Below are 19,551 nucleotides of genomic sequence, written 5' to 3'. Positions count from 1 at the left end.
GTGAATAAACATTCACACACAAATAAAAGCTTTTTGGTGCACAAAGTTACAACTGAAAGCCTCGTCATTTTAGGACTGGGAGGAGGTTAGGGGAAGAAGGTTAGACAAGCGGTATGACTGCCTTTAAATCCTTGTCGACTCTTACTTTAACCCCGTATACCTTCTCGATGATCTCTTCGCTTAGAACCTTATCTGGTTCTCCTACGGCGTAGACTCTCCCATTTTTTAAAACAACGACTTTGTCCGAGAATCTATATGCTTGTGTAAGGTCGTGAAGAGACATCATTACTGTGAGCCTCTTGTCTACGCTGAGGCTCTTTATGAGATTCAGGATCTCTATCTGAAACAATAGATCTAGATTCGACGTAGGCTCATCTAGTAGCAACACCTTTGGTTCTGCCGCCAATGCTCTCGCGATCAAGACTCTTTGGAACTCTCCACTACTCAGCTCTGTTAAATCCCTCTCTGCTAAGCTGTCGGCTCTCACGGCCCTAAGCACGTTCATCGAGATCTCGAGATCTCTCCTAGTTGGTGCAAAGTCTATGTGTGGCCTCCTCCCGGTTAAAACGAAGTCTACGACTTTGACGCCGGGTGTTACATACGTGAACTGTGTTACTAGGGAGATCTTTTTCGCAAGTTCTCTCCTAGGGATCATGAGAATGTTTTTCATATCTATGTAGACAGATCCCTTCGTGGGTCTTAGGATGCCGTCTACTGTTTTCAGAAGGGTTGTTTTCCCCGAACCATTTGGTCCTACGACGGCTACAACCTCCCCTTCATATATATCGATGGAGACATCTTCCAGAGCCCTGGTGCCATCATATCTTACATCTACGTCAGCCACTCTTATAACAACCATATTTATCACCTCTTCAGAAGAAGACATACGAGTAGTGGCGACCCGATCAGGGACAGTGTTATACCAACGGGGAGCGTTATCGGGGAGAGTATAAATCTGCCAATACTGTCAGCGGCTATAAGGAGGATTGCCGCTACAATCATAGATTCTGGAATCAGGTACCTGTGGTTGTTTCCGACAACGAGTCTCGCTATATGTGGTGAAACCAGGCAGAGAAAGGCTATTACGCCAGAGAACGCGGTTACAATTGAGGCCCCTATCGCCGCTACTATCGAGGCCTCTAATCTAACTCTCTTAGCGTTTACACCGCTGGCATAGGCAACATCGTCTCCAAGACCCATGAGATCGAAGTCTAGTGCTCTGGCAATGAAGTATATTGAGAGCGCGGAGGCAGCAACGGCTATTATCTTCAGCTCCACCCATCCTACTCTACCAACATCACCGAAGCTCCAGAAGACGATGAGAGCGACTTGGAGTTCGTTCAACTTGAGGTACTGGATAAGACTTAGCAGTGCCTGGTAAAAGAAATTCATTGCGATAGCTGCTAAAATCAAGGCTTTCTCGCTCAACCCAGCCCTGTAAGCTAGTAGTAAAACAATGACTGTTTGAATTAACGCGAAGGCGAGTGCGAAGATAGGTATGATATATGGGTTTGAATACGCGAGAATGACCCCTCTCACAGAGCCTCCTAGACCTAGTAGTAAGACGACTGCTACCCCAAGCGCTGAAGCACTAGATATACCGAGCGTGAAAGGAGACGCCATAGGGTTTCTTAGCACAGACTGCATCGCGGTACCAGAGGCCCCGAGGATGAACCCTATTAGGATACTGGCTAGAGCCCTTCTCAATCTAGTCAGTAGAATACTCGTTGCATCGGGTGGTAGATTACTGTATCCGATGAGGAGCTTTAATATATCCAGGTAAGTAACATTGTATGAACCCACGGAGAGAGAAAAAGGTAATATGAATACTAGTATAGTTGCCGATGCCAGCAGGGAGATTTTTCTCGCTTTAAAAAGCTTTTCCACCGCCATATGTATTCAGCCACACGGGAATAATTCGCTGAGGTTCACGAATCCTTTGTACCCACCATTGATAAACCCCTGGTATATTGGTTTACCAACGAACATTGTGAAAATCTCATCAGCCTTCACAACTGGGTCTACGTCAACAAATCTATCCGGGTAGAGCACTTTCCCAATGAAGTACGCGTTCGCAAGTGCTGTCGCGATATTTGTGTGATAGTAGTTAAATGGTAAGACACCGTAAACCCTTCCCGCCCTGAACGCATTTAGGCTACAGTATCGAGACGGATCCTTACTGTAATCGCTTAGAACAATATTCAAATTATTCTCATCTATGAACACGAAGTCTGGTTGCTGCTGTACTAGATACTCGAAGTCTATTGACATGTAGCCGGCTTTACCGGCGACTGAGTCAATAATAGAGGGTGTATTCAGGAGTTGTAGAGGGGCGAATCTGGCTTGTGTTGATGTAAATGGTTGCCCACCCTTGTACGATATAGCACCTACATACACCTTTGGCCTTGGATCAATACCTCTAGTCCTATTGTTTAAGTCACTCACTATTTGATCAATATAGTTTATTAGGCTCTTGGCTCTCCCCTCTCTCCCAAGGGCTTTTCCAAGGATCAGCAAGGCGTTTTTAAGAGCTTCTACATCTAAGTAGCCCGCGGTCCCGTAATCGATCACTAGGACGCTGGCATTAACCTCCTCGGCTAATCTATCTGGTGGGTAGAGTTGCGCATATGTCCCCGACATTATTATCAACTGTGGTTTTACAGCTCTAAGTTTCTCCAGGTCTGGGGGATTGTTTGGACCCCCGGGTCCTACTATGGGCAGGTTCTTGAGGATGTTATATTGGGCCATTCCGTAATCTCTCCCAGTGGGATCTCGGGTTACCTCAACTTCCTCTACGCCAACAAGGAGATCGGTAGCATTCAGGTATACAACTAGTCTCAGAGCTCCTGGGCCTATAGCGACTACTCTGCTTAGGTTTGCTGGGATTTCAACTGTTCTATTGGTGACATCCGTGACGATAATATATGACGGGGTCTCCTCAACCTTCCCTACATGCAGGTTTTTATCGTAGAAAAAAGAGTAATAGAGACTAGTGGCCACCACAGCAATAACCATGATCGCAACCAGGGTTGTCGTGACAACTTTTTTAGTGAGCATTGGAGACCACCCTGTAGGGGATCCTCGTGCGCGATATGCCTCTTCCTATTACAGCTAAGGTCTCTTCACCCGCGCACTGGATACACAGAGGTTTTCCATCAACATAGACAGCCTTGGGCGCCATTACGAGCTCTCCGCATTTAGAGCACCTAATACTCTCGTATATCGGAGCCCTCTCTACCTCTTCTACGATTTCAATCTCTTGTATGATGAATTCTTCCTCTGGGATATCGGCCATCTTATACCCTATTTCACTCCAAAGCTTGTGAAGTTTCTCGGTTTCTTCTCTACTACCCCTTCTCTCAGCCACGACCTTCTTGAAGAGATCTAATGCTTCTCTAGGGAAGTATTTTTCTCTTAGTTTCTGAGAGTCCACGTAGACCCTGACACCTTTCTTACTCCCCCTCCTAAACAACGTGAGGGCATTCTTCCCGGCATCGATATATATTGGTGAGTTATTGCCGAGAGTACAACCGGTAGCTATTTGAACACCATCGGCGAAGCAGTTATTGACTTCAACGATGGCTACAATATCCTCTCTGATGGTCTCCATTACACCGGCTTTATTTACACCAAGCCTGCTCATAGCTATCTCAGAAGCTCTAAGACCTAGAACTACGAATGGACATATGTGTCCATGAAACTCTTTTGCTTTCTCTATGAGCTCTTTGCTCACCATAAGGTGCACCTATCTAAGTTAATTGTGCACCTTCATACTAGGATGAAAACTAATCCTTTTAAATTTTCACAACTAAACGCCTCGCTCATCAGAGTGGAGATGATGGCAGCTTATAAGTTTTCTATTATTGAGAATAAAGCCTTAGCCGGGATGAAGGGAGCTCTGACCACTCTGACTGCTTCTAAACTCTTTAGATTTCTCAAAAACCCTATGACGAGCCAACCTAAAAAGCCATGCAATAGAGAATTTATTTAGCCTTACTCATTACTAATGCCAAACGATAGCTCCACCGTGGTGAGGGAACCCGGGGCAGATGTAATTAACCGTCTGCTGTGACTAGAAGTATTCAAAAAGTCGCGGTAGTGGAGAACACTAAGCGATCTAAGAGATGAGAGGAGTGCCGCCGCCGGGATTTGAACCCGGGTCACGGGCTCGAAAGGCCCGCATACTTGACCGGGCTATACTACGGCGGCACGTGTTCATTAATATCATAACATCATTCCTTTTAAAAGCTTTAGAATTCCGGGTTTATTCTAGAACGGGTCAAGACGATATGAAAGCACTTTCCCTCTGACCTCCTCCCAGCCCTGAGGGACCGGTGTTCCCTTTAGAGCAGGGAGGTTGCGGCTACATTCCTGGTTCTCGCCGGGTTTAGCCCCCTCTAAGAAATAATGCGAGGTATCCTAGATAAGGTATTTTAACTATATAGCCGTTAATGTTTACTACTTTTCCAAGTACCCTATTATATGGTATTCCTATGTTGTCTTCGAAATACATGAAGTCTGGTAGTGAATTATTATCTCCCTTGGTAACATAATAGTATTCTCCATCTCTGATCACTACTTTTATTACCCTGTGTATTATGAGCTTTCCCCCAGTACTATATATTACCACGTCACCGGGTCTTATGGCATCCGGGGTCGCTCTCTGCACAATAACTATGTCTCCCTCCCTTAGTGTCGGGAGCATGCTGTACCCTTTTACTACGGCCAAGGGAGAAAAGCCGTTTAGGATTATCGGTAGAACAACCAAGGCGATCAGGGTTAAGAGTATTGCTGCGAATACTATTACTATCATATAATATAGTATCCTGCTATAGCTTAAATTCATTACCGCTACTCCTCATTCATGATGTCATCGATATCCAGTACGATCTCCTTAGGCGGTCTTGGCTCCTCTTCACTCTCAATTACTTTACCCGCCTTCTCCCCCTCTATCTCGACTGTTCTACCACCAACCTTTAACTTGCTGACGGTCCCTCTCCATTTATACCCACATCTTCTACACTTAACTACACCCATAATTGTTATAGTGATCCTGCCCTGAGCATCCGGAAGAGGGGATACAAGTTGCCATGTTTTCTCAACATCCACTTCGCTGCTACCGCATTTAGGGCATTTCAATTGTGGCTGCTTACTCATGGTACACTACCCTTCCATCGTTAACAGTATCGCTATAATTAGTGGTAAAGGCACTAAAATAATTTTTCTACCCTTATTCCTCGCCAATATAATGTACGATATCAACGTCGTGAGTAACGCGGGCAGTAGGATATAATAGTTATTGGTCTTTAAAACTAGTGCTATAGATAGTACCGCTAGTGGGAACGCCAGGTATAAGTATATGTTTTTTATCTTCACGTAGAATCTAAGGGTGTATATGCACCATAGTATATATGATGCAATAATATTTACTAGAAGCAATAACCATAATAACTCCTCCATGTTAATTATCACCTTGGGTGCGTCTGGAATGTACCTAGAAATATATGATGATGCATATGTAATAAAAGATGTGAAAGCCAGGATGATACTGGATAGCAGGGGTAATCCAACGGTCCAGGTTAGAGTAGTGACAGAAGGTCTTGGAATAGGGGTAGCTAATGCCCCTAGTGGTGCATCCACCGGCAAGCATGAAGCCGTGGAATTAAGGGATGGTGGAAAGGAGTTCAAGGGTAAGGGTGTCTTGAAAGCTGTGGAAAATGTTAACAAAGTAATTGCCCCTACTATAATAGGCTTGAACTCGAGGCATCAATACGAAGTAGATGGTAAACTAATTGAGATAGATGGCACCCCCAATAAGGCTAGGCTTGGTGGAAACGCTATTGTGGCGACTAGCCTCGCTGTAGCCAAGGCTGCAGCATCAACTATGGGTGTACCCCTATACTACTATCTGGGTGGTAGGACAGCGGAATTACTCCCGGTGCCGCTTCTAAATATAATTAATGGTGGGGTACACGCCGGGAACAAGCTAGATTTCCAGGAATTCATGATTGTTCCCGCCGGCTTCAACAGCTTCCACGACGCAATAAGGGCGGCTGTCGAGGTGTACCATGAATTAAAAACAGTCTTAAAGAATAAGTACGGTCCTTCAGCAGTTAACGTTGGTGATGAAGGCGGGTATGCCCCTCCACTCGAGAAGATACGTGATGCTCTAGATCTCTTAGTTGAAGCAGTAAAGAAGGCTGGGTATGAGCCGGGTGGAGAGATAGCGATAGCACTTGATGCAGCCAGCTCTCAATTCTATAGAGAGGATAAGGGAGTATATGTCGTAGAGGGAAGGGAGCTAGGTAGGAATGAAATGCTTGAATTATACGAGAAACTAGTAGGGGACTACCCGATAGTAAGTATAGAGGACCCGTTATACGAGGAGGACTTCGAGGGATTCGCTGAAATACGTAGGAGACTTGGGGATAAAATCCTGATAGTTGGAGATGACTTATTTACAACGAACCCTGCTAGGCTCTCCAAGGGTATCGAGAGTAATGCTGGAAACGCCGTATTAGTTAAGGTCAACCAGGTTGGAACCCTGAGCGAAACCATTGAAGTAGTTAGGATGGCACATGAAAACGGGTATAAAGCAATAATCAGTCATAGGAGTGGTGAAACAGAGGACACCACTATAGCTGATATAGCTGTTGGATTATCCACGGGACTAATTAAGACTGGTGCACCGGGTAGGGGGGAGAGAACTGCTAAATATAATAGGCTACTAGAGATAGCCGAGGAATTGGAGAAGCCACGGTATCCTGGATTCAGGGTGTTCCCGAGAAAGCCATGATTTTTTCACGGGATAAATATACCTATAATCATTAACACTATGGCTGTTACCACTGTTAGCTTGATAAACTGGCTCACTGTGAGGTTCGGTATCTCTTTTACCGCTCTAATAAGTATAGTTATAGCTATTGATAAACCGATAATCATTAGTATGGTGAACCCTGTTAGAAACAACCATACCCCTACACCATTTATACCGCTTAAGACCGTAAAGAACCCGTTTAACACACTGCTTATTTTATCGAGCCACATTTAAACCCCTTTATCATTATGCCCTTATTAAAGACATTTAAATCCTAGGGCTAATGGTATTACTGTCCAGATCCCTTATCGATTCCTCTCAGGATAACGTTGAAAACCATTATATCAAGGTGAAAGTCTTCAATTAATAAACCAGGTATTTAAACGAGTTTATCATGTAGTATTACTCGATGATGATGGTTAAAAGCGTGTAGCCGCTTTGGCGATGACATACACCAGGCTTCTGATGTAGAAGCTATGGCTCTATTATGGTACCCTCGGAGATTTCTCCATGTAGAATAGCGTTAACTGCATCCTGCTTGCTGAAGCCGGACACTATGATCACTCTAACCCCTAGTCTCTCAGATAACTCATACATTGATTTCACCTTGCTATATATCCCACCCGTTGCATCACTATTCTTCTCCCTACTAAGTTGTTCAAGGACCTGGCTGATATTATTCTTATTTATAGATTTAATTAAAACTGGATCACTACACCTGGAAGGATTGCAAGTATATACCCCTTTAACATCTGTTAAAAGCACGATGCGTGCTGGTTTAATGCTTTCTGCAAGTAATTCGAACACTTTCTCAGTGGATACCACGTGGTATCCATTGCTACATGGTATGCATTCCCCGTATAGAAGCGGTATGAGTCCAGCCGAGATAAAATTATACACTGGATCTGGGAAAACCTTGAATTCTCCACCCTGGCTTACCGTGATCACCGCACTTGTTTGAATACTTGACGCAGGTATACCGGCCTCGACAAGGTGATCTGTGATTATCCTATTTAATAACCTTGTTGCCTGATGGCATTTCACGACACAGTCGACTCGACTGTCTCCACAATACTTTCTCACAGCATAGTGAGCAAAGCTGCCCCCGCCATTTCCTAGTATAAGTCTTACCCTACCATATACTTGCCTTAAGATCTCTGCCACAGCATTAAGGGATTCTCTCCTGAGTGTGACAGGCTTGTCTTTTATAGTTATGAAGCTACCTCCTAGTTTAACATATACTGTGTCCTGTAATGACGTCAATCCATGCACCCTCGCATTTCAAGTATTGGAAACACGGGTAAAACGTTTTATTATTTCCCTAGCGTTATTAAAGTAATAGTATTCAGCGGTGCCTCTAATGTGAAAGCGGGCTTCAACACCAGCTTTCTCAGGCATGAGTGGAGAATAATAGTAGCTAACATAATAGTGTTTGCATTAGCTGTATCCGGCTGGAACTACTATGATGTAAGGTACTTTATAAACTACTGGTTCGACTACTTTAAGGAAGGCAGGTTACTAGAAATATATAGCGGGCCACTTAGGGCTAAAGTCGCTTATCCACCATTAGCGGTATACCTATTCATTTCAACTCACCTCATAGCTTCTAGTATAGGCAGTGATCTCGCTGTCAAGCTAATAGATAAGCTTCCTTTAATCATAGCATTCAACTGTATATACTTCATCTTGAGGAGGAGATATGGAGGTTCAGCTAGTAATCTATGGCTCCTGAACTACATCGGGTACGCCATAATAGCTAGTTTCCAATTCGACCTGGTAGCGGTATTATTCCTGCTCATGGGCTTCATATACTTGACCGAAGGAAGATATGTGAGGTCAACCATAATGATAGTGCTTTCAGCGCTTATAAAGCAGCTACTAGCGGTGTTCTTTCTATTTATACCATTAATACTGCTCGCTCGGAGGGACTATAGAAATATGGCTAAATCAATAGGGGTGGCCGCCTTGACGACCTCGTTATTCGCCCTGCCTTTCCTCATATATGATCCCTGGGGGTTTATCAATAAAGTAGTATTGTTCCATGGCTCCCGTTACCCCCAGCAATATAGCCTCTGGGCCCTCCCGGTTTACCTGAGCTGGTTCAACCTGGCTTCACTCCCTTCATGGCTTACTTGGGTATGGATAATACCGTTTACACTGGCATTACTAATAGTATACGTTGATTTCTATCGTAAAGGGGCTCCCCAGGATCCCGACGTGCTGCTAGTATACTTTACTCTTACATCAATACTACTGCTTTTACTTAATAAAGTCGGGAACGTCAACTACTATCTCTGGGCTTCTCTATTTATCACGATATATTTATCGAGGAGTTTCCCGAGGTTGCCGAGTAAGCTATTATCTCTCTACATATTTATCCCACTACTCATAGGGCTCATAGCCGGCTTCTTCATAGAGTTTACTGCTGCAATTGTGGGTGATGATATATTGATAGTGGAAGATTCAAACTGGATTTCAGCAGAGCAACTCGTTGCGTTAAGTGTTGGCATAGATTCTATTATATATAAGTTCATAATTTACATACGTAGCTCCCCTGTCTTTTATACTTTATTCAGCATCCTCAATAGCGGGAGGGGTATATCAGCTACATTAATAACCATCATATATAATGCATACTTAATCTATATGTTGATCCTTCTAAAAGAGCGGGGCTTTCAGGTGTAAGCATATTAAGCATAATATTTACTGGGATCACGTGTTACAGGGTTGCTCTTGAAAAACGGGTTTAGAGGGTATATTTCCAAACACCCTTTCCTCTATAATTATATATAATGGTTTTATATGCCATAACATACTCTATGGAATACCCTATGCCCTCTCTCCCTATGCCTGAGTCCTTTCTACCACCGTAAGGATAATACCCTATGCCATGGCGTGGCATATCGTTTACATATATTGCTCCGAACTCGAGGAGTCTTATTAGCTTTCTAATGGATTCTATATCGTGTCCAAATATTGCCGCATCGAGCCCGTATCTTCTCCCGTTCGCGAGATCTATTGCTTCATCGAGAACACTGTAACTAGTTATAATCGCTACTGGTGCAAAGACCTCTTCATGGTATAGTTTTACCTCCTTGATCCTCTCTTTATCAGGGAACTCTATCAGTGTTGGTTCAACATAGTTTCCGCCGAGGCTTCTACCTCCGTAGAGTATTCTCCCACCTTTCTTGACAGCGTCTTCGACAGCCTCCATTAATAGCTTAACGGTTACCCCATCTATTAAGGGCCCCATGTCAACGTCTTCTCTGCGTGGATCGCCGACACGTATCTTAGAGAGCTCCTTAACTATTCTATCCCTTAATTCATCATATATCTTCTCATGAGCAAGGATTAATCTTATTGCATCACATCTCTGACCTGCATAGCTATATATCCCAGTAGCTATTTTGAGTGCTGCATCATCGAGATCGGCATCTGGTAGCACTATAACTGGGTCCCCTCCTCCAAGTTCCATTATGAATTGTTTGATTCCGGCTGTCTCCAATATCTTCTTACCGGTTTCACTACTACCTGTGAAACTTATTACTGAAATCCTTCTATCCGAAACAAGCCTCGAGCTTTCCCGTCCCGGTATTGTTGCTATAGCTAATCCCTCACGCGGGAACCCAGCCTCCTCTAGCAGCCTACCTAATAGGAGCACCGGTATTGGATCGGCTGAAGGCGGCTTGATGATGACGGCGTTACCGCTTACAAAGCTATAAACGATTTTTGACACTGTGTCGAATAATGGATAGTTAAATGGTATCACTGCAAGCACTACCCCATAGGGCTCTCGGCGCACCACTGCCTCGGTCTCAATTGTTGTTTCATCCCAGTCGCCCGGCATGTATTCTCCAAATACTTTTCTAACATCTAGTGATGCCGCCCTGATTCTTTCTATTGAAGCACTGACTTCCCCCTCAGCTTGTTTCCTTGTTTTGCCCGAGTTAATGATAAGTGTGTTAACCATGTCGCTTCTATGCTCCTCTAATAGGACGGCCAGTTTCTCAAGTATTTTAAGCCTCTTCCATCCGGGCGTATCCCTTACCTTCCATCGCCCCCTGGAATAAATGAGCTCAAGTACCGAATCCATTGTGCTCCAAGGAACTTTAGCTACCCTGGCTATTAACGAGTTATCTATAGGCGTGTAGACGTCGAAGTATTCCCCTGTCTCAATCCATTCCCCGGCCAGATAAGTTTTAAAGTATAATACATTACCTTCTCTCTTGATTATTTTCTCAAAGAGATTTGATCTTAGCTTGAACATATCAATTTGACCCTCTAAATTCTTAAATATTCTAATGAAATTTTTAAATATTATTTAAAACATATTTGAAGAAGAAAATTTTTAAGTATTAAAGTTGTAAATAATGAATAGTGAGTGAAATGAGTGAACTAAGGACCATGACCAGGCAATTCCTATTAAACGCCTTCGGCGGGGAGTCAATGGCCCATATGAGATACCTGATATTCGCCGAGATAGCAGAGAAAGAGGGCTTCCCCAATGTGGCTAGACTATTTAAAGCAATAGCGTTCGCTGAGCAGGTTCACGCTAGAAATCACTACAATGTACTAAGGGGGTATAACACTGATGAAACCGTGGCAGCTGGAACTCCTATCGGTCCTGGTTCAACCAGCAAAAACCTGGAACTAGCTATCAGGGGCGAGGAATTCGAGGTAAACGAGATGTACCCAGTGTATCTCGAGGTAGCAAGATACCAGGGGGTTAGCGAGGCTGAGAAAAGCTTTAGATTCGCATTAGAAGCCGAAAAGATACATGCGAAACTATACAGGGAGGCCAAGGAATACGTGGATCAAGGCAAGGATATGCCTATAAAGGGTAAAGTATGGATCTGCCCGGTCTGCGGTCACACGTATATTGGTGAGGAGCCCCCGGAGAGATGCCCTGTATGTGGTGCCCCTAGGAGCATGTATAGGGGCTTCTAGACATTTTTTTAAATCTATCCTCGATCCTTTTACCCTTTATCCAGCCGGTCTACGCCTTTGCCGTTTACCGTTCACCCGGGAGTGGTTGTTTATTGCCGCCCTTGGGTTCATCACGGCGATGCTCTGGCCCCTTCACCGCGGTTCTCCCACGGTTCTCGGAGGCTAGAGCCCGCCAATAATCCATGATTTGCAGAGAGTTTTTAAACTGAGCACACAGCAAGCACTTACCCCCAGCCCTAAAAAGACTTAAACAACCCTAAAACACCATAAACATCGTTTCTGCCCCTGCATCCACGGTATGCTAATTACCATTTCCTAGTTAATAAATTTCAGGTACGAGGTGGAAATAGCGTCAACCGATAAAACCTAATATAAAACCAAAAACGAATGCTCTGTTACAAAATCACCCGTTTTAATCACCAGCGATAATTGCAATTGATTCACAGGAGGCTAAAGTGGATTTAAAACTTTATTTACTATTCACTCGTTATCTAGGATACAGCTAGTTTAAGGGTGCAACTTTATGGATAGGAGAACCATAACAGGCATCATGTTGCTTGTTACAAGCATTCTAGCTAGCACAGTGTTAACCTATACAATGAACACCAAGGTACCATTCGACAATGTATCCTGGCTTACAGAATACTTGTCAAGTAAGCCAGTACTAAGCGATGCATGTACCGGGATTAATCCACTCGATAATACATGTAGTTATTTCATAGCCTACACATGGTTGTCGGCTAGAATACTCGGGGTCCTAGGACCCTACGGGGCTCTCTTCATCCCAGCCCTCACGTTAATCCTATTATTCTACATGGTTTACAGGCTCTTTAAAGAGCCCGTGATAGCTGGGCTCGCTGCATTAATCTATGGAACCGCCTCGGTCACAGTGTTCTGGCTGACCCCATCTAATGCCGGCCCACATGTTTTCACCGGTATTCTAATAGCATTATTCCTGCTCACCTTATATAAGGCAGGGGAAGTGAGAAGCGCCCTCACCGCGATTCTCACAGGTTTAACCGGGCTTGTACTCCAATTATTTAACCCGATGGGATGGCTGATTGTTGAAGCCGCATTGATAGGTTTATCAGCAGAGTACATAGTTGCACCCCTTAAGCGGGTTGATGTTAAGACGGTGTTATCAATCACTTTATCCACTACGCCACTACTGCTACTCCCATGGCTTAGAAACACTCACTCATTAATACCCCTTCTCACAGGTTTACTGATATTAGCTACCAGTAAATTACTTGAGGATAGGGATCCCTCCACAGGCACACGCTTGGTGCTGGTAGCCACCGTTGTCTCAGCATCCATAGCTTTATCAGCCGCATTAATACAGTTGCTTGGAGGCGGTGGTTATACCAGTGTATTTATCAAGCCTTATAACCCGCTAATAGACTACGGGGTATTATGCGCCACGGGGTTATTGGGTTTAATAGTGTTCGCTAGGAGTAGAGTGCTCGAGGGGTCTCCCTCAGTAAGGATCACCATTATATCAGCCACGATAATACTGCTTATAGCGTCCCTCTACGATCCAACCCTTGCACTAGCCGAGGCCCTGTTCTCAGCCGTGTTATCAGGGTTAGCCCTATACATGGTTACGGGTTATGTGTGGAGCCATGGAATCAAAGGTTTCGAGACAATACTATATAGGGTCACAGCCTTAATCATAGTATTGGGCATAGTATCCAGCAGCGTGCTTCTAGCGGTAGCCCAGAATAAGAGCCAACCATACATATACACCTATGATCTCCAGGGATACAGCAACATAGGTACACCGATAAGAAATGAGAGCGCGTGGCTTAATGCGTTAACCGCGTTAAGGCAAGCCATATCTAATACCAGCGTAGACAATATATTGGTAATATCATACTGGGGGTATACCTACTGGATCCAGGGCTTCCTAGCTGAATCACCACCAGCTCTCAGGGTTTACACGTTGGCCCATATATTAGGGGGAGATAGGGGTAAATACATTGTTTCATCAATAATGTTAAGCGATGAAGCTACTGCATCCAGGATAATAAGTAATGTCACATCAACAATAAACGCTGAGAGGACTTATATAATGGTATCATATCTGGCTAGCATCAGAGTAATGGGAGGTAATAAAACAAGTAACGCCTACCTGGGACTAGCTGTACCGGTTCAATCGCAGAACTATTATGAATACGTATACTACGTAGCAACAGGTGATCTAGCTAGGCTGATATTATACGCCAGCATCACTAACACTAGCTACGTGAATTACGTGAACATATATAATGCACGCTCAGGTTATGAGATACCCCTCGCATGGAACAACAAGGGATTCAATACATTGCTCGCACAACTAGCAATAGACTCACTGAAGAGGCTGGGTTACACCGTGTATAATGAACTATACAGTTACACACCACTGTCAAGCAATCTAAATTACTTCAAACCAGTGGCAGTAATTGGCGTACCAGTTATGAATGTAACTGGTTTATATAGCGAATACCAGATAATACATGTAGTAGCGGTTTACGAGTTCACTCAACAATAGCCTCGGTGAGAAGAAATGCTGGCTAGGAAGGAATTACCCGAGATCGGGGAGTACGTTGTAGCCACGGTTAGGGAAATATACGATTACGGCGCCTATGTCACCCTCGACGAATACGGCGACTTAAAGGCCTTTCTACCATGGAGCGAAGTAGCAACCAAATGGGTTAAGAACATAAGGGATGTCATCAGGGAGGGAGAGAAGATAGTCGTGAAAGTCATCAGAATTGATAGAGCCAGGAAAGAAGTCGATGTCTCATTAAAGAAGGTATCCGATATCGATAAGAGAAAAAAGATGATGTGGTGGAAGCGGTATGTGAAAGCAACTAAAATAGCCGAGCTTGTCGCCGAAAGTCTCGGAAAAACCAAGGATGCCGCCTATAAAGAAGTAATATGGAAGCTTGAAGACTCATATGGAGACCCACTTTACGCCCTCGAAGAAGCAGTGTTGAGCGGTAGAGACATCCTGGAGAAAGCCGGAATACCTAGTGAATGGATAGAGCCATTATTAAACGAGGCGAAGAGGCATATAAAGGTGAAAGAGGTATCAATACGTGTAAGACTACTAATCCAATCACGCCATCCAGACGGCGTTGAAAGAGTAAGGAAAGTACTTGACGTGATAGCAGAATCCCTTAACTCTGAAAATGTAAAGTTTAAACTCTACTCAGCCGGTGCACCGAGATACATCCTCGAAGTATACTCCCATGACTATAAAACAGCTGAGTCAATAGTTGAGAAAATACTAAAGAAAGCTGAAGAGGCTAGTAGAGAATATGGTGTAATATTCAAGGGAGAACGTGAGAAAGCATGAACTGGCTACTTAGAAAATGCAGCAAATGTGGTAGGTATACTTTAAGCAGGGATAAATGCCCATACTGCGAGGGAGAGCTAATAGTACCCCATCCACCACGCTTCAGCCCTATTGATAAATACGTGGAGTACAGGCTCAAGGAAAAACTCTCAAAGGGAATCATCAAGCTAGATGAAAAACCACCATATAAGCCTTGATCCATGGAACTAACAATTTAAAAACCCTGTACATAATCAAATTAGTGAAGGATGCCGCCGTAGTATAGCCCGGCCTAGTATGCGGGCCTGTCGAGCCCGTGACCCGGGTTCAAATCCCGGCGGCGGCGCTCGACACCCATCCCTTCTACATACATTAATAGGAAATCCCTTCATCATAATGGATGATAGGTATAATGGTTATTAGGTCTAGGTTTAATAATTGATATTCATAATAGTGTTGAACAGGGATCTGCATTGAGGAGGCATGGCAGGGAGATATTTAGATACATTTTCGAGTACGATGTACTAGTAAACACTGTTTCAAAGATGCTCATGGCTGTGGCTATTGTTTCCTGGATTATTATAGGCGGGAACTGGCTGTACCTATGGTTTAACTATAGTTATCTATCTCAGCAACAGTTCAACCAATTGATCGCGACCTCACTGCTCTACACGCTGCTGTTATCATTCTCGGTATTGGTAGCATACTCTATTCCCTACTATGTTCCATCAGCCAGACCAAAGACGCATAAACGTATAAGTGAGGTGAAATTAAGGGATATAATCTTTATCGGCTCGCTCATATTGTTAATAGTGATCATAGCGGCATACATACTGTTAGGATATTACTATATTGAGGCAGCCATGTAGAAAGATGGATAATTACCTTGAATCTCCTAAGGAAGACTTTTCTTCCTCACTAACCATTAATACATGTCTCAGCGGCTTCACGCATTCCTGTATTATTGCCACGAGTAACTCGTTAAATGATAGAAGCGCTACATCATTCCTCCTATACTTATCGCCACCTACTTCACAGTCCTTTATAAATAAAACCAGCGTTTTATCACGGTACCTCACCGGAAGGGGATATAAGAGTTCCTTCTCCAACCTGATAATGTTTTCCACAGCTTTCAAGACGCCTTCATCTATGGTGTCTACTGGGAGCGGTGAGCCAAGCGCTATTTTAGTTATTCTCAATCTACTTAAGTATTCAGTATCCATAACCATTTTATTAATCATCTCGATAAATAATTCCCTACTCTCAGGGTTTAATAGAGGTAGTTTGAACAGCGATCTCCTGATTAACTCGTTTACTTCATCTAGCCTAATCTTCTGGACAGGGGTACACTTCGATGCCTGTAATTCCTCTTTAATTAAGCGGATATATGTGTTACTCATAGTTTTACCTCGACCCCTGATGAGTCCCTTACCTCTACTAGCCCGTGGACGGCTAGATATAGAGCATAGGGTGCCTCTAAACTAATTATTTCTCCCTTTCTAAGCCCAATAAATTTATCTAGAACCAGGATCTGAGAAGCATTGACCAAGGGTTTAACCACGACCTTCCCATGGAATGGTGAGAAATCAGTGAAGCCCCTTCCTCTTAGATCCATGGTGGGCACAACCTCTACAACCCTTAACCCGGACTTCATGTTTAAGCTGTTGACGAATCTTGAGAGCCTTGACGTATCCATTGTTACGACCTTATCTACTTTAACACAGCTCTCCTGAATTAATTCATCGAGAGCACTCTTATGGATTGTTAATCCCCTTAAACCCGCTACGGTTCTTTCCTTCACTAGCTTCCTCGATATAGCTAACTCGAGCACCCTTCTTCTCAGGCCATATTCAACTCTGCGGAAAACCACTATATCCTTGTATGAGGGGAAGATCCTGTCCACGTCTATGTTGCTACACGCCACATAATCCGCTATTAACCGTCTCTGCTCACGTGTTAGAGGCAATGCCTCCTCATCCAGCACTCTTACATGGAACCCCCTGTTACCCGAGAAATATATTTTAACCCTGTTAAACCCGAAGTCCTGCACCAGTATATCACGTAGTTTTAAGGCATCGCTCCAGGCTTCCAAGATGCACTCCCAGCTTACTGGGGAGTATTCTAAAGGCTCCTCGCCTGAGGGACATGACTCCCCCTCATTAATTATTGCTCCTGACTTACTGCAGATTAAATATCTCTGCCTACATCCAGGATACTTGTCAGCATCTATATCAAATATTAACTCCGAGCCCTGCCACCCTTTGGCCTCCATTTCCTCAGCCGAGGGATTGCTGTAGAGGGCTGAAGAATAATATAGGTGGAGCGGTGTTTTCACGGTCTCTATGAAGTTATATAATTGCTCCATGTATGGGAAGGATAAGTGCCTGATATACCTGCGATCCTCAAGGCTCTCTAAAGCAATCTCCCTCATATGTAGGTTGCCTGGTTCTTCGAGAGGCCTGAGCCTATAGTAGTCCCTTATGACCTTCTTCAAGAAGACACTAGTCTTCCCGTGGGGCAACATAAAACACTAGTCTTCCTCCGCCGGGTATCTCGTATGTTAGCTTAAGCGGTGTTCCATTACCGAATTCTATCTCCATTAATTCAGCCGCCTGAGAAGCAACCGATATATCGACCAGATAGTCAATCGTGTATTTAGCCCTTGCATCACTTAGCACCTGGTACTCGATTAACGCGCCATCCGAGGCTGAGAGCTCTATTTCAGCCTCAGCTATTTCACTCCTCGATGAGACAGTCAGCTTATCGCTGTCCTTGCTGGTTGAAAACTCGATGGAATCACTGATGGGCTCTACCTCCCTAACTATGTCTCTAAACAACTTGGGGAGAAGCTTCCCCTTAAACCCTACTTCGAAACTAACCTCCGGTATCTCCTCGTAAGTCAACTCTATGCTTGGCAGGGTAAATCTCCTGATACCCCTACCCTCGAAGACTATGCTTAACCTGCCGTCTTCTAGCACCTCTAAAACGAGTTCATCACCTCTCCTAGCCCTCTTCAACACCTTAGCCAGCTCATCCATTCTTACTCCTACTACAAGCTCCCCCTCTACACTGTACTCTGAAAAAGCCTCCTTCGGTATTGCGAACTCTACAAGTACAACAGTACTGGGATCCATAGCTTTCAATAATAATCCGTCTTCACCGCTAATCCTGAAGCTTGCTTCATCAATAATCTTAGAGATGGATGTTATAGCGTATCTCCATGCAACAGCGTCACGAAACTTAAGCCTCATTCAAACCACCCACTATACTTTTACTGCTATCTGAATAAATAAAATTATCAAATACAGAGGATGCTAAGCATACTCCCTCCAAGTGTAGCCGCACTTTGTACACTTAAAGAATCTTGTAGGCGGCTCATCCGCAGCCCTTGTCTGAATCACCCAGTAGTATGCCTCATGCCAACCGCATTTCGGACACGTTACTTCCCTTGTAACAGGGAGATTAGCCTCTCCCCCGCTTTCCAGTACAAGGGTTTTCTCACCTGGCTTGTGATCTATTCTCGTGGAAACCTTGAAACCCGATGCCTCGGATGCATTAGCCTCTACTTTGTACCCGCATCTAGTACAAACTAGATACAGTTTACCATCTATTTTCCGGGGACGCATTAAGCCACCGCATTTCGGGCACAACTTGGACATGTGAAACCACCGTCTTGAACCAAGTAGAGATAATCAACGAGTAGCCGTTTAAATATTGATGGGAGTAATTGAAAGTATTCAAAAGCGATTAAAAGTATCGTTCAGACCCGAACCCTGGATAAAGGGTATCACGTTAAACATTAACACATGTAAATAACAGGGTAGCCGGATGATGTAGTCCCTGGAAGAGGGGTTTTCAACAGTGTATTCCTATACTGCATGTATAACTCCAGTAGGCGTAGCACCGTATCAACCACTCCACAATAAACTGTTTTTAAAGCCAGATACTCTGAGCTATTGAAGCCTTTCAAACCAGTAAATACCGCGTTAAGTGGGCTATATCCGCATGGTAGCGCGAACCCTAGTTCTTCACGCGTCGTCATGGAATCAAGCACGTATTTAATGAATAGCGCCAGGGAGCCGGTGACCCTTAGTATCTTTAGCTCCTCTAAAAATTTCCCCTATAAGTTGCAAAGACGCCGTATCTCTCCGTAACACCATAGACAAGTATACGTGTCTCGCTTTTCCTACTCAACTACCTTCTCCTCTACCAGCCTTCTAAGCTCAGCAAGCGAGTTCTTTAATCCATCTACTATATCCCTTAGTATTGATTCCACGGTATAACCCGGCTTAACTATAATCGTGAACTCAAACATGTTTTTAAGAGGGTGTGGAACCCTGTATGCAGCATATTCTACACCAGGATGCCTTATTGCCTCCTTCGCTAATAGATTACCAAGTGTGTGGTCTTCGCCATATACTTCTAACACTAATTCTCTCTCACTCCTGGATACAACACGTACCTCCAT

The 19,551-nt window shown here is 44.0% G+C and carries 23 protein-coding genes and 2 tRNA genes; 8 read left to right on the top strand and 17 right to left on the bottom strand.

Annotated elements, in window-relative coordinates; genetic code table 11:
- Positions 1-100: 100 nt before the first annotated feature.
- The 8 genes from QXV08_RS04185 to QXV08_RS04150 form a co-directional block, all read right to left on the bottom strand.
- Complete coding sequence (locus tag QXV08_RS04185; protein WP_342786513.1) at positions 101-859, bottom strand: ABC transporter ATP-binding protein; 759 nt, start codon at positions 857-859, stop codon at positions 101-103.
- A gap of 5 nt (positions 860-864) precedes the next feature.
- Entirely contained in the window at positions 865-1,893 is a 1,029-nt protein-coding gene (locus tag QXV08_RS04180) for an iron ABC transporter permease (RefSeq protein WP_342821416.1), read from the bottom strand.
- Positions 1,894-1,899: 6 nt separating this feature from the next.
- The gene (locus QXV08_RS04175; RefSeq protein ID WP_342821415.1) at positions 1,900-3,057 is read right to left on the bottom strand and encodes an ABC transporter substrate-binding protein; all 1,158 of its coding nucleotides are present in this window, start codon (positions 3,055-3,057) and stop codon (positions 1,900-1,902) included.
- Positions 3,047-3,736, bottom strand: coding sequence for an FmdE family protein (locus tag QXV08_RS04170; RefSeq protein ID WP_342821414.1), 690 nt, complete (start codon positions 3,734-3,736; stop codon positions 3,047-3,049). Before QXV08_RS04170 ends, QXV08_RS04175 begins: the two co-directional genes overlap by 11 nt.
- A 398-nt stretch (positions 3,737-4,134) precedes the next feature.
- Positions 4,135-4,209: transfer RNA gene (locus QXV08_RS04165), tRNA-Glu, on the bottom strand.
- Between the two features lie 178 nt (positions 4,210-4,387).
- Positions 4,388-4,846 (bottom strand): signal peptidase I, encoded by a 459-nt coding sequence (locus QXV08_RS04160; RefSeq protein ID WP_342786509.1) that lies wholly within the window; start codon positions 4,844-4,846, stop codon positions 4,388-4,390.
- 5 nt (positions 4,847-4,851) lie between these two features.
- Positions 4,852-5,157 (bottom strand): chromatin protein Cren7, encoded by a 306-nt coding sequence (locus QXV08_RS04155; protein WP_342786508.1) that lies wholly within the window; start codon positions 5,155-5,157, stop codon positions 4,852-4,854.
- A gap of 6 nt (positions 5,158-5,163) precedes the next feature.
- Positions 5,164-5,460, bottom strand: a complete 297-nt coding sequence (locus tag QXV08_RS04150) for a hypothetical protein (RefSeq protein ID WP_342786507.1) — start codon at positions 5,458-5,460, stop codon at positions 5,164-5,166.
- A gap of 28 nt (positions 5,461-5,488) precedes the next feature.
- Here QXV08_RS04150 and eno point away from each other — a divergent pair, with 28 nt between their 5' ends.
- Positions 5,489-6,796 carry a phosphopyruvate hydratase gene (eno, locus tag QXV08_RS04145; protein ID WP_342786506.1) on the top strand — a complete coding sequence of 436 codons (1,308 nt, stop codon included), beginning with the start codon at positions 5,489-5,491 and terminating at the stop codon, positions 6,794-6,796.
- A 5-nt stretch (positions 6,797-6,801) separates the two neighbouring features.
- Here the strand turns inward: eno and QXV08_RS04140 are convergent, their stop codons facing one another.
- Both QXV08_RS04140 and QXV08_RS04135 read right to left on the bottom strand, forming a co-directional pair.
- The gene (locus tag QXV08_RS04140; RefSeq protein WP_342786505.1) at positions 6,802-7,047 is read right to left on the bottom strand and encodes a hypothetical protein; all 246 of its coding nucleotides are present in this window, start codon (positions 7,045-7,047) and stop codon (positions 6,802-6,804) included.
- 244 nt (positions 7,048-7,291) lie between these two features.
- On the bottom strand, positions 7,292-8,089 hold the full coding sequence (locus tag QXV08_RS04135) for an isopentenyl phosphate kinase (RefSeq protein WP_342786504.1): 798 nt from the start codon (positions 8,087-8,089) through the stop codon (positions 7,292-7,294).
- Between QXV08_RS04135 and QXV08_RS04130 the strand changes: the two genes are divergently transcribed.
- The gene (locus QXV08_RS04130) at positions 8,084-9,502 is read left to right on the top strand and encodes a glycosyltransferase family 87 protein (RefSeq protein ID WP_342786503.1); all 1,419 of its coding nucleotides are present in this window, start codon (positions 8,084-8,086) and stop codon (positions 9,500-9,502) included. The two genes, QXV08_RS04135 and QXV08_RS04130, sit on opposite strands and share 6 nt — an antisense overlap.
- Positions 9,503-9,563: 61 nt before the next feature.
- Here QXV08_RS04130 and gapN read toward each other — a convergent pair whose 3' ends face one another.
- On the bottom strand, positions 9,564-11,084 hold the full coding sequence (gene gapN / locus QXV08_RS04125; protein WP_342786502.1) for an NADP-dependent glyceraldehyde-3-phosphate dehydrogenase: 1,521 nt from the start codon (positions 11,082-11,084) through the stop codon (positions 9,564-9,566).
- A 119-nt stretch (positions 11,085-11,203) separates the two neighbouring features.
- On the opposite strand from gapN, the gene QXV08_RS04120 reads away from it, so the two are divergent.
- From QXV08_RS04120 to QXV08_RS04095, 6 genes are all read left to right on the top strand, one after another.
- Entirely contained in the window at positions 11,204-11,764 is a 561-nt protein-coding gene (locus tag QXV08_RS04120; RefSeq protein ID WP_342786501.1) for a rubrerythrin family protein, read from the top strand.
- A gap of 523 nt (positions 11,765-12,287) precedes the next feature.
- A complete protein-coding gene (locus tag QXV08_RS04115) occupies positions 12,288-14,294 on the top strand; it encodes a peptide transporter (RefSeq protein WP_342786500.1) in 2,007 nt (668 codons plus the stop codon).
- 15 nt (positions 14,295-14,309) lie between these two features.
- Positions 14,310-15,104 (top strand): translation initiation factor IF-2 subunit alpha, encoded by a 795-nt coding sequence (locus QXV08_RS04110; protein ID WP_342786499.1) that lies wholly within the window; start codon positions 14,310-14,312, stop codon positions 15,102-15,104.
- Complete coding sequence (locus QXV08_RS04105; protein ID WP_014766865.1) at positions 15,101-15,301, top strand: RNA-protein complex protein Nop10; 201 nt, start codon at positions 15,101-15,103, stop codon at positions 15,299-15,301. Before QXV08_RS04110 ends, QXV08_RS04105 begins: the two co-directional genes overlap by 4 nt.
- A 53-nt stretch (positions 15,302-15,354) precedes the next feature.
- Positions 15,355-15,429: transfer RNA gene (locus QXV08_RS04100), tRNA-Asp, on the top strand.
- A gap of 127 nt (positions 15,430-15,556) precedes the next feature.
- Positions 15,557-15,952 carry a hypothetical protein gene (locus QXV08_RS04095; protein WP_342786498.1) on the top strand — a complete coding sequence of 132 codons (396 nt, stop codon included), beginning with the start codon at positions 15,557-15,559 and terminating at the stop codon, positions 15,950-15,952.
- Between the two features lie 12 nt (positions 15,953-15,964).
- Here the strand turns inward: QXV08_RS04095 and QXV08_RS04090 are convergent, their stop codons facing one another.
- From QXV08_RS04090 to QXV08_RS04065, 6 genes are all read right to left on the bottom strand, one after another.
- On the bottom strand, positions 15,965-16,483 hold the full coding sequence (locus QXV08_RS04090) for a hypothetical protein (protein WP_342786497.1): 519 nt from the start codon (positions 16,481-16,483) through the stop codon (positions 15,965-15,967).
- Positions 16,480-17,577, bottom strand: a complete 1,098-nt coding sequence (locus QXV08_RS04085) for a DNA primase small subunit domain-containing protein (RefSeq protein ID WP_342786496.1) — start codon at positions 17,575-17,577, stop codon at positions 16,480-16,482. Before QXV08_RS04085 ends, QXV08_RS04090 begins: the two co-directional genes overlap by 4 nt.
- A 7-nt stretch (positions 17,578-17,584) precedes the next feature.
- Positions 17,585-18,334 (bottom strand): DNA polymerase sliding clamp, encoded by a 750-nt coding sequence (locus QXV08_RS04080; protein ID WP_342786495.1) that lies wholly within the window; start codon positions 18,332-18,334, stop codon positions 17,585-17,587.
- A gap of 63 nt (positions 18,335-18,397) precedes the next feature.
- The gene (locus tag QXV08_RS04075; protein WP_342786494.1) at positions 18,398-18,742 is read right to left on the bottom strand and encodes a transcription factor S; all 345 of its coding nucleotides are present in this window, start codon (positions 18,740-18,742) and stop codon (positions 18,398-18,400) included.
- Positions 18,743-18,882: 140 nt separating this feature from the next.
- Positions 18,883-19,125 carry a hypothetical protein gene (locus QXV08_RS04070; protein ID WP_342786493.1) on the bottom strand — a complete coding sequence of 81 codons (243 nt, stop codon included), beginning with the start codon at positions 19,123-19,125 and terminating at the stop codon, positions 18,883-18,885.
- Positions 19,126-19,269: 144 nt separating this feature from the next.
- Positions 19,270-19,551: a DNA-directed RNA polymerase subunit L gene (locus QXV08_RS04065; protein ID WP_342786492.1), complete on the bottom strand. Its 282-nt coding sequence runs from the start codon at positions 19,549-19,551 to the stop codon at positions 19,270-19,272.

Source organism: Desulfurococcus sp., from assembly GCF_038881575.1.
Taxonomy (GTDB): domain Archaea; phylum Thermoproteota; class Thermoprotei_A; order Sulfolobales; family Desulfurococcaceae; genus Desulfurococcus.
This window is presented reverse-complemented; position numbering and strand designations above follow the sequence as displayed.

Coding starts and splice junctions, on each gene's coding strand:
- eno (WP_342786506.1), top strand. CDS start 5,489: ATGTACCTAGAAATATATGATGATGCATATGTAATAAAAGATGTGAAA.
- QXV08_RS04065 (WP_342786492.1), bottom strand. CDS start 19,551: ATGGAGGTACGTGTTGTATCCAGGAGTGAGAGAGAATTAGTGTTAGAA.
- QXV08_RS04070 (WP_342786493.1), bottom strand. CDS start 19,125: ATGACGACGCGTGAAGAACTAGGGTTCGCGCTACCATGCGGATATAGC.
- QXV08_RS04130 (WP_342786503.1), top strand. CDS start 8,084: ATGCACCCTCGCATTTCAAGTATTGGAAACACGGGTAAAACGTTTTAT.
- QXV08_RS04160 (WP_342786509.1), bottom strand. CDS start 4,846: ATGAATTTAAGCTATAGCAGGATACTATATTATATGATAGTAATAGTA.
- QXV08_RS04120 (WP_342786501.1), top strand. CDS start 11,204: ATGAGTGAACTAAGGACCATGACCAGGCAATTCCTATTAAACGCCTTC.
- QXV08_RS04155 (WP_342786508.1), bottom strand. CDS start 5,157: ATGAGTAAGCAGCCACAATTGAAATGCCCTAAATGCGGTAGCAGCGAA.
- gapN (WP_342786502.1), bottom strand. CDS start 11,084: ATGTTCAAGCTAAGATCAAATCTCTTTGAGAAAATAATCAAGAGAGAA.
- QXV08_RS04105 (WP_014766865.1), top strand. CDS start 15,101: ATGAACTGGCTACTTAGAAAATGCAGCAAATGTGGTAGGTATACTTTA.
- QXV08_RS04090 (WP_342786497.1), bottom strand. CDS start 16,483: ATGAGTAACACATATATCCGCTTAATTAAAGAGGAATTACAGGCATCG.
- QXV08_RS04110 (WP_342786499.1), top strand. CDS start 14,310: ATGCTGGCTAGGAAGGAATTACCCGAGATCGGGGAGTACGTTGTAGCC.
- QXV08_RS04180 (WP_342821416.1), bottom strand. CDS start 1,893: ATGGCGGTGGAAAAGCTTTTTAAAGCGAGAAAAATCTCCCTGCTGGCA.
- QXV08_RS04080 (WP_342786495.1), bottom strand. CDS start 18,334: ATGAGGCTTAAGTTTCGTGACGCTGTTGCATGGAGATACGCTATAACA.
- QXV08_RS04075 (WP_342786494.1), bottom strand. CDS start 18,742: ATGTCCAAGTTGTGCCCGAAATGCGGTGGCTTAATGCGTCCCCGGAAA.
- QXV08_RS04175 (WP_342821415.1), bottom strand. CDS start 3,057: ATGCTCACTAAAAAAGTTGTCACGACAACCCTGGTTGCGATCATGGTT.
- QXV08_RS04115 (WP_342786500.1), top strand. CDS start 12,288: ATGGATAGGAGAACCATAACAGGCATCATGTTGCTTGTTACAAGCATT.
- QXV08_RS04140 (WP_342786505.1), bottom strand. CDS start 7,047: ATGTGGCTCGATAAAATAAGCAGTGTGTTAAACGGGTTCTTTACGGTC.
- QXV08_RS04170 (WP_342821414.1), bottom strand. CDS start 3,736: ATGGTGAGCAAAGAGCTCATAGAGAAAGCAAAAGAGTTTCATGGACAC.
- QXV08_RS04185 (WP_342786513.1), bottom strand. CDS start 859: ATGGTTGTTATAAGAGTGGCTGACGTAGATGTAAGATATGATGGCACC.
- QXV08_RS04150 (WP_342786507.1), bottom strand. CDS start 5,460: ATGGAGGAGTTATTATGGTTATTGCTTCTAGTAAATATTATTGCATCA.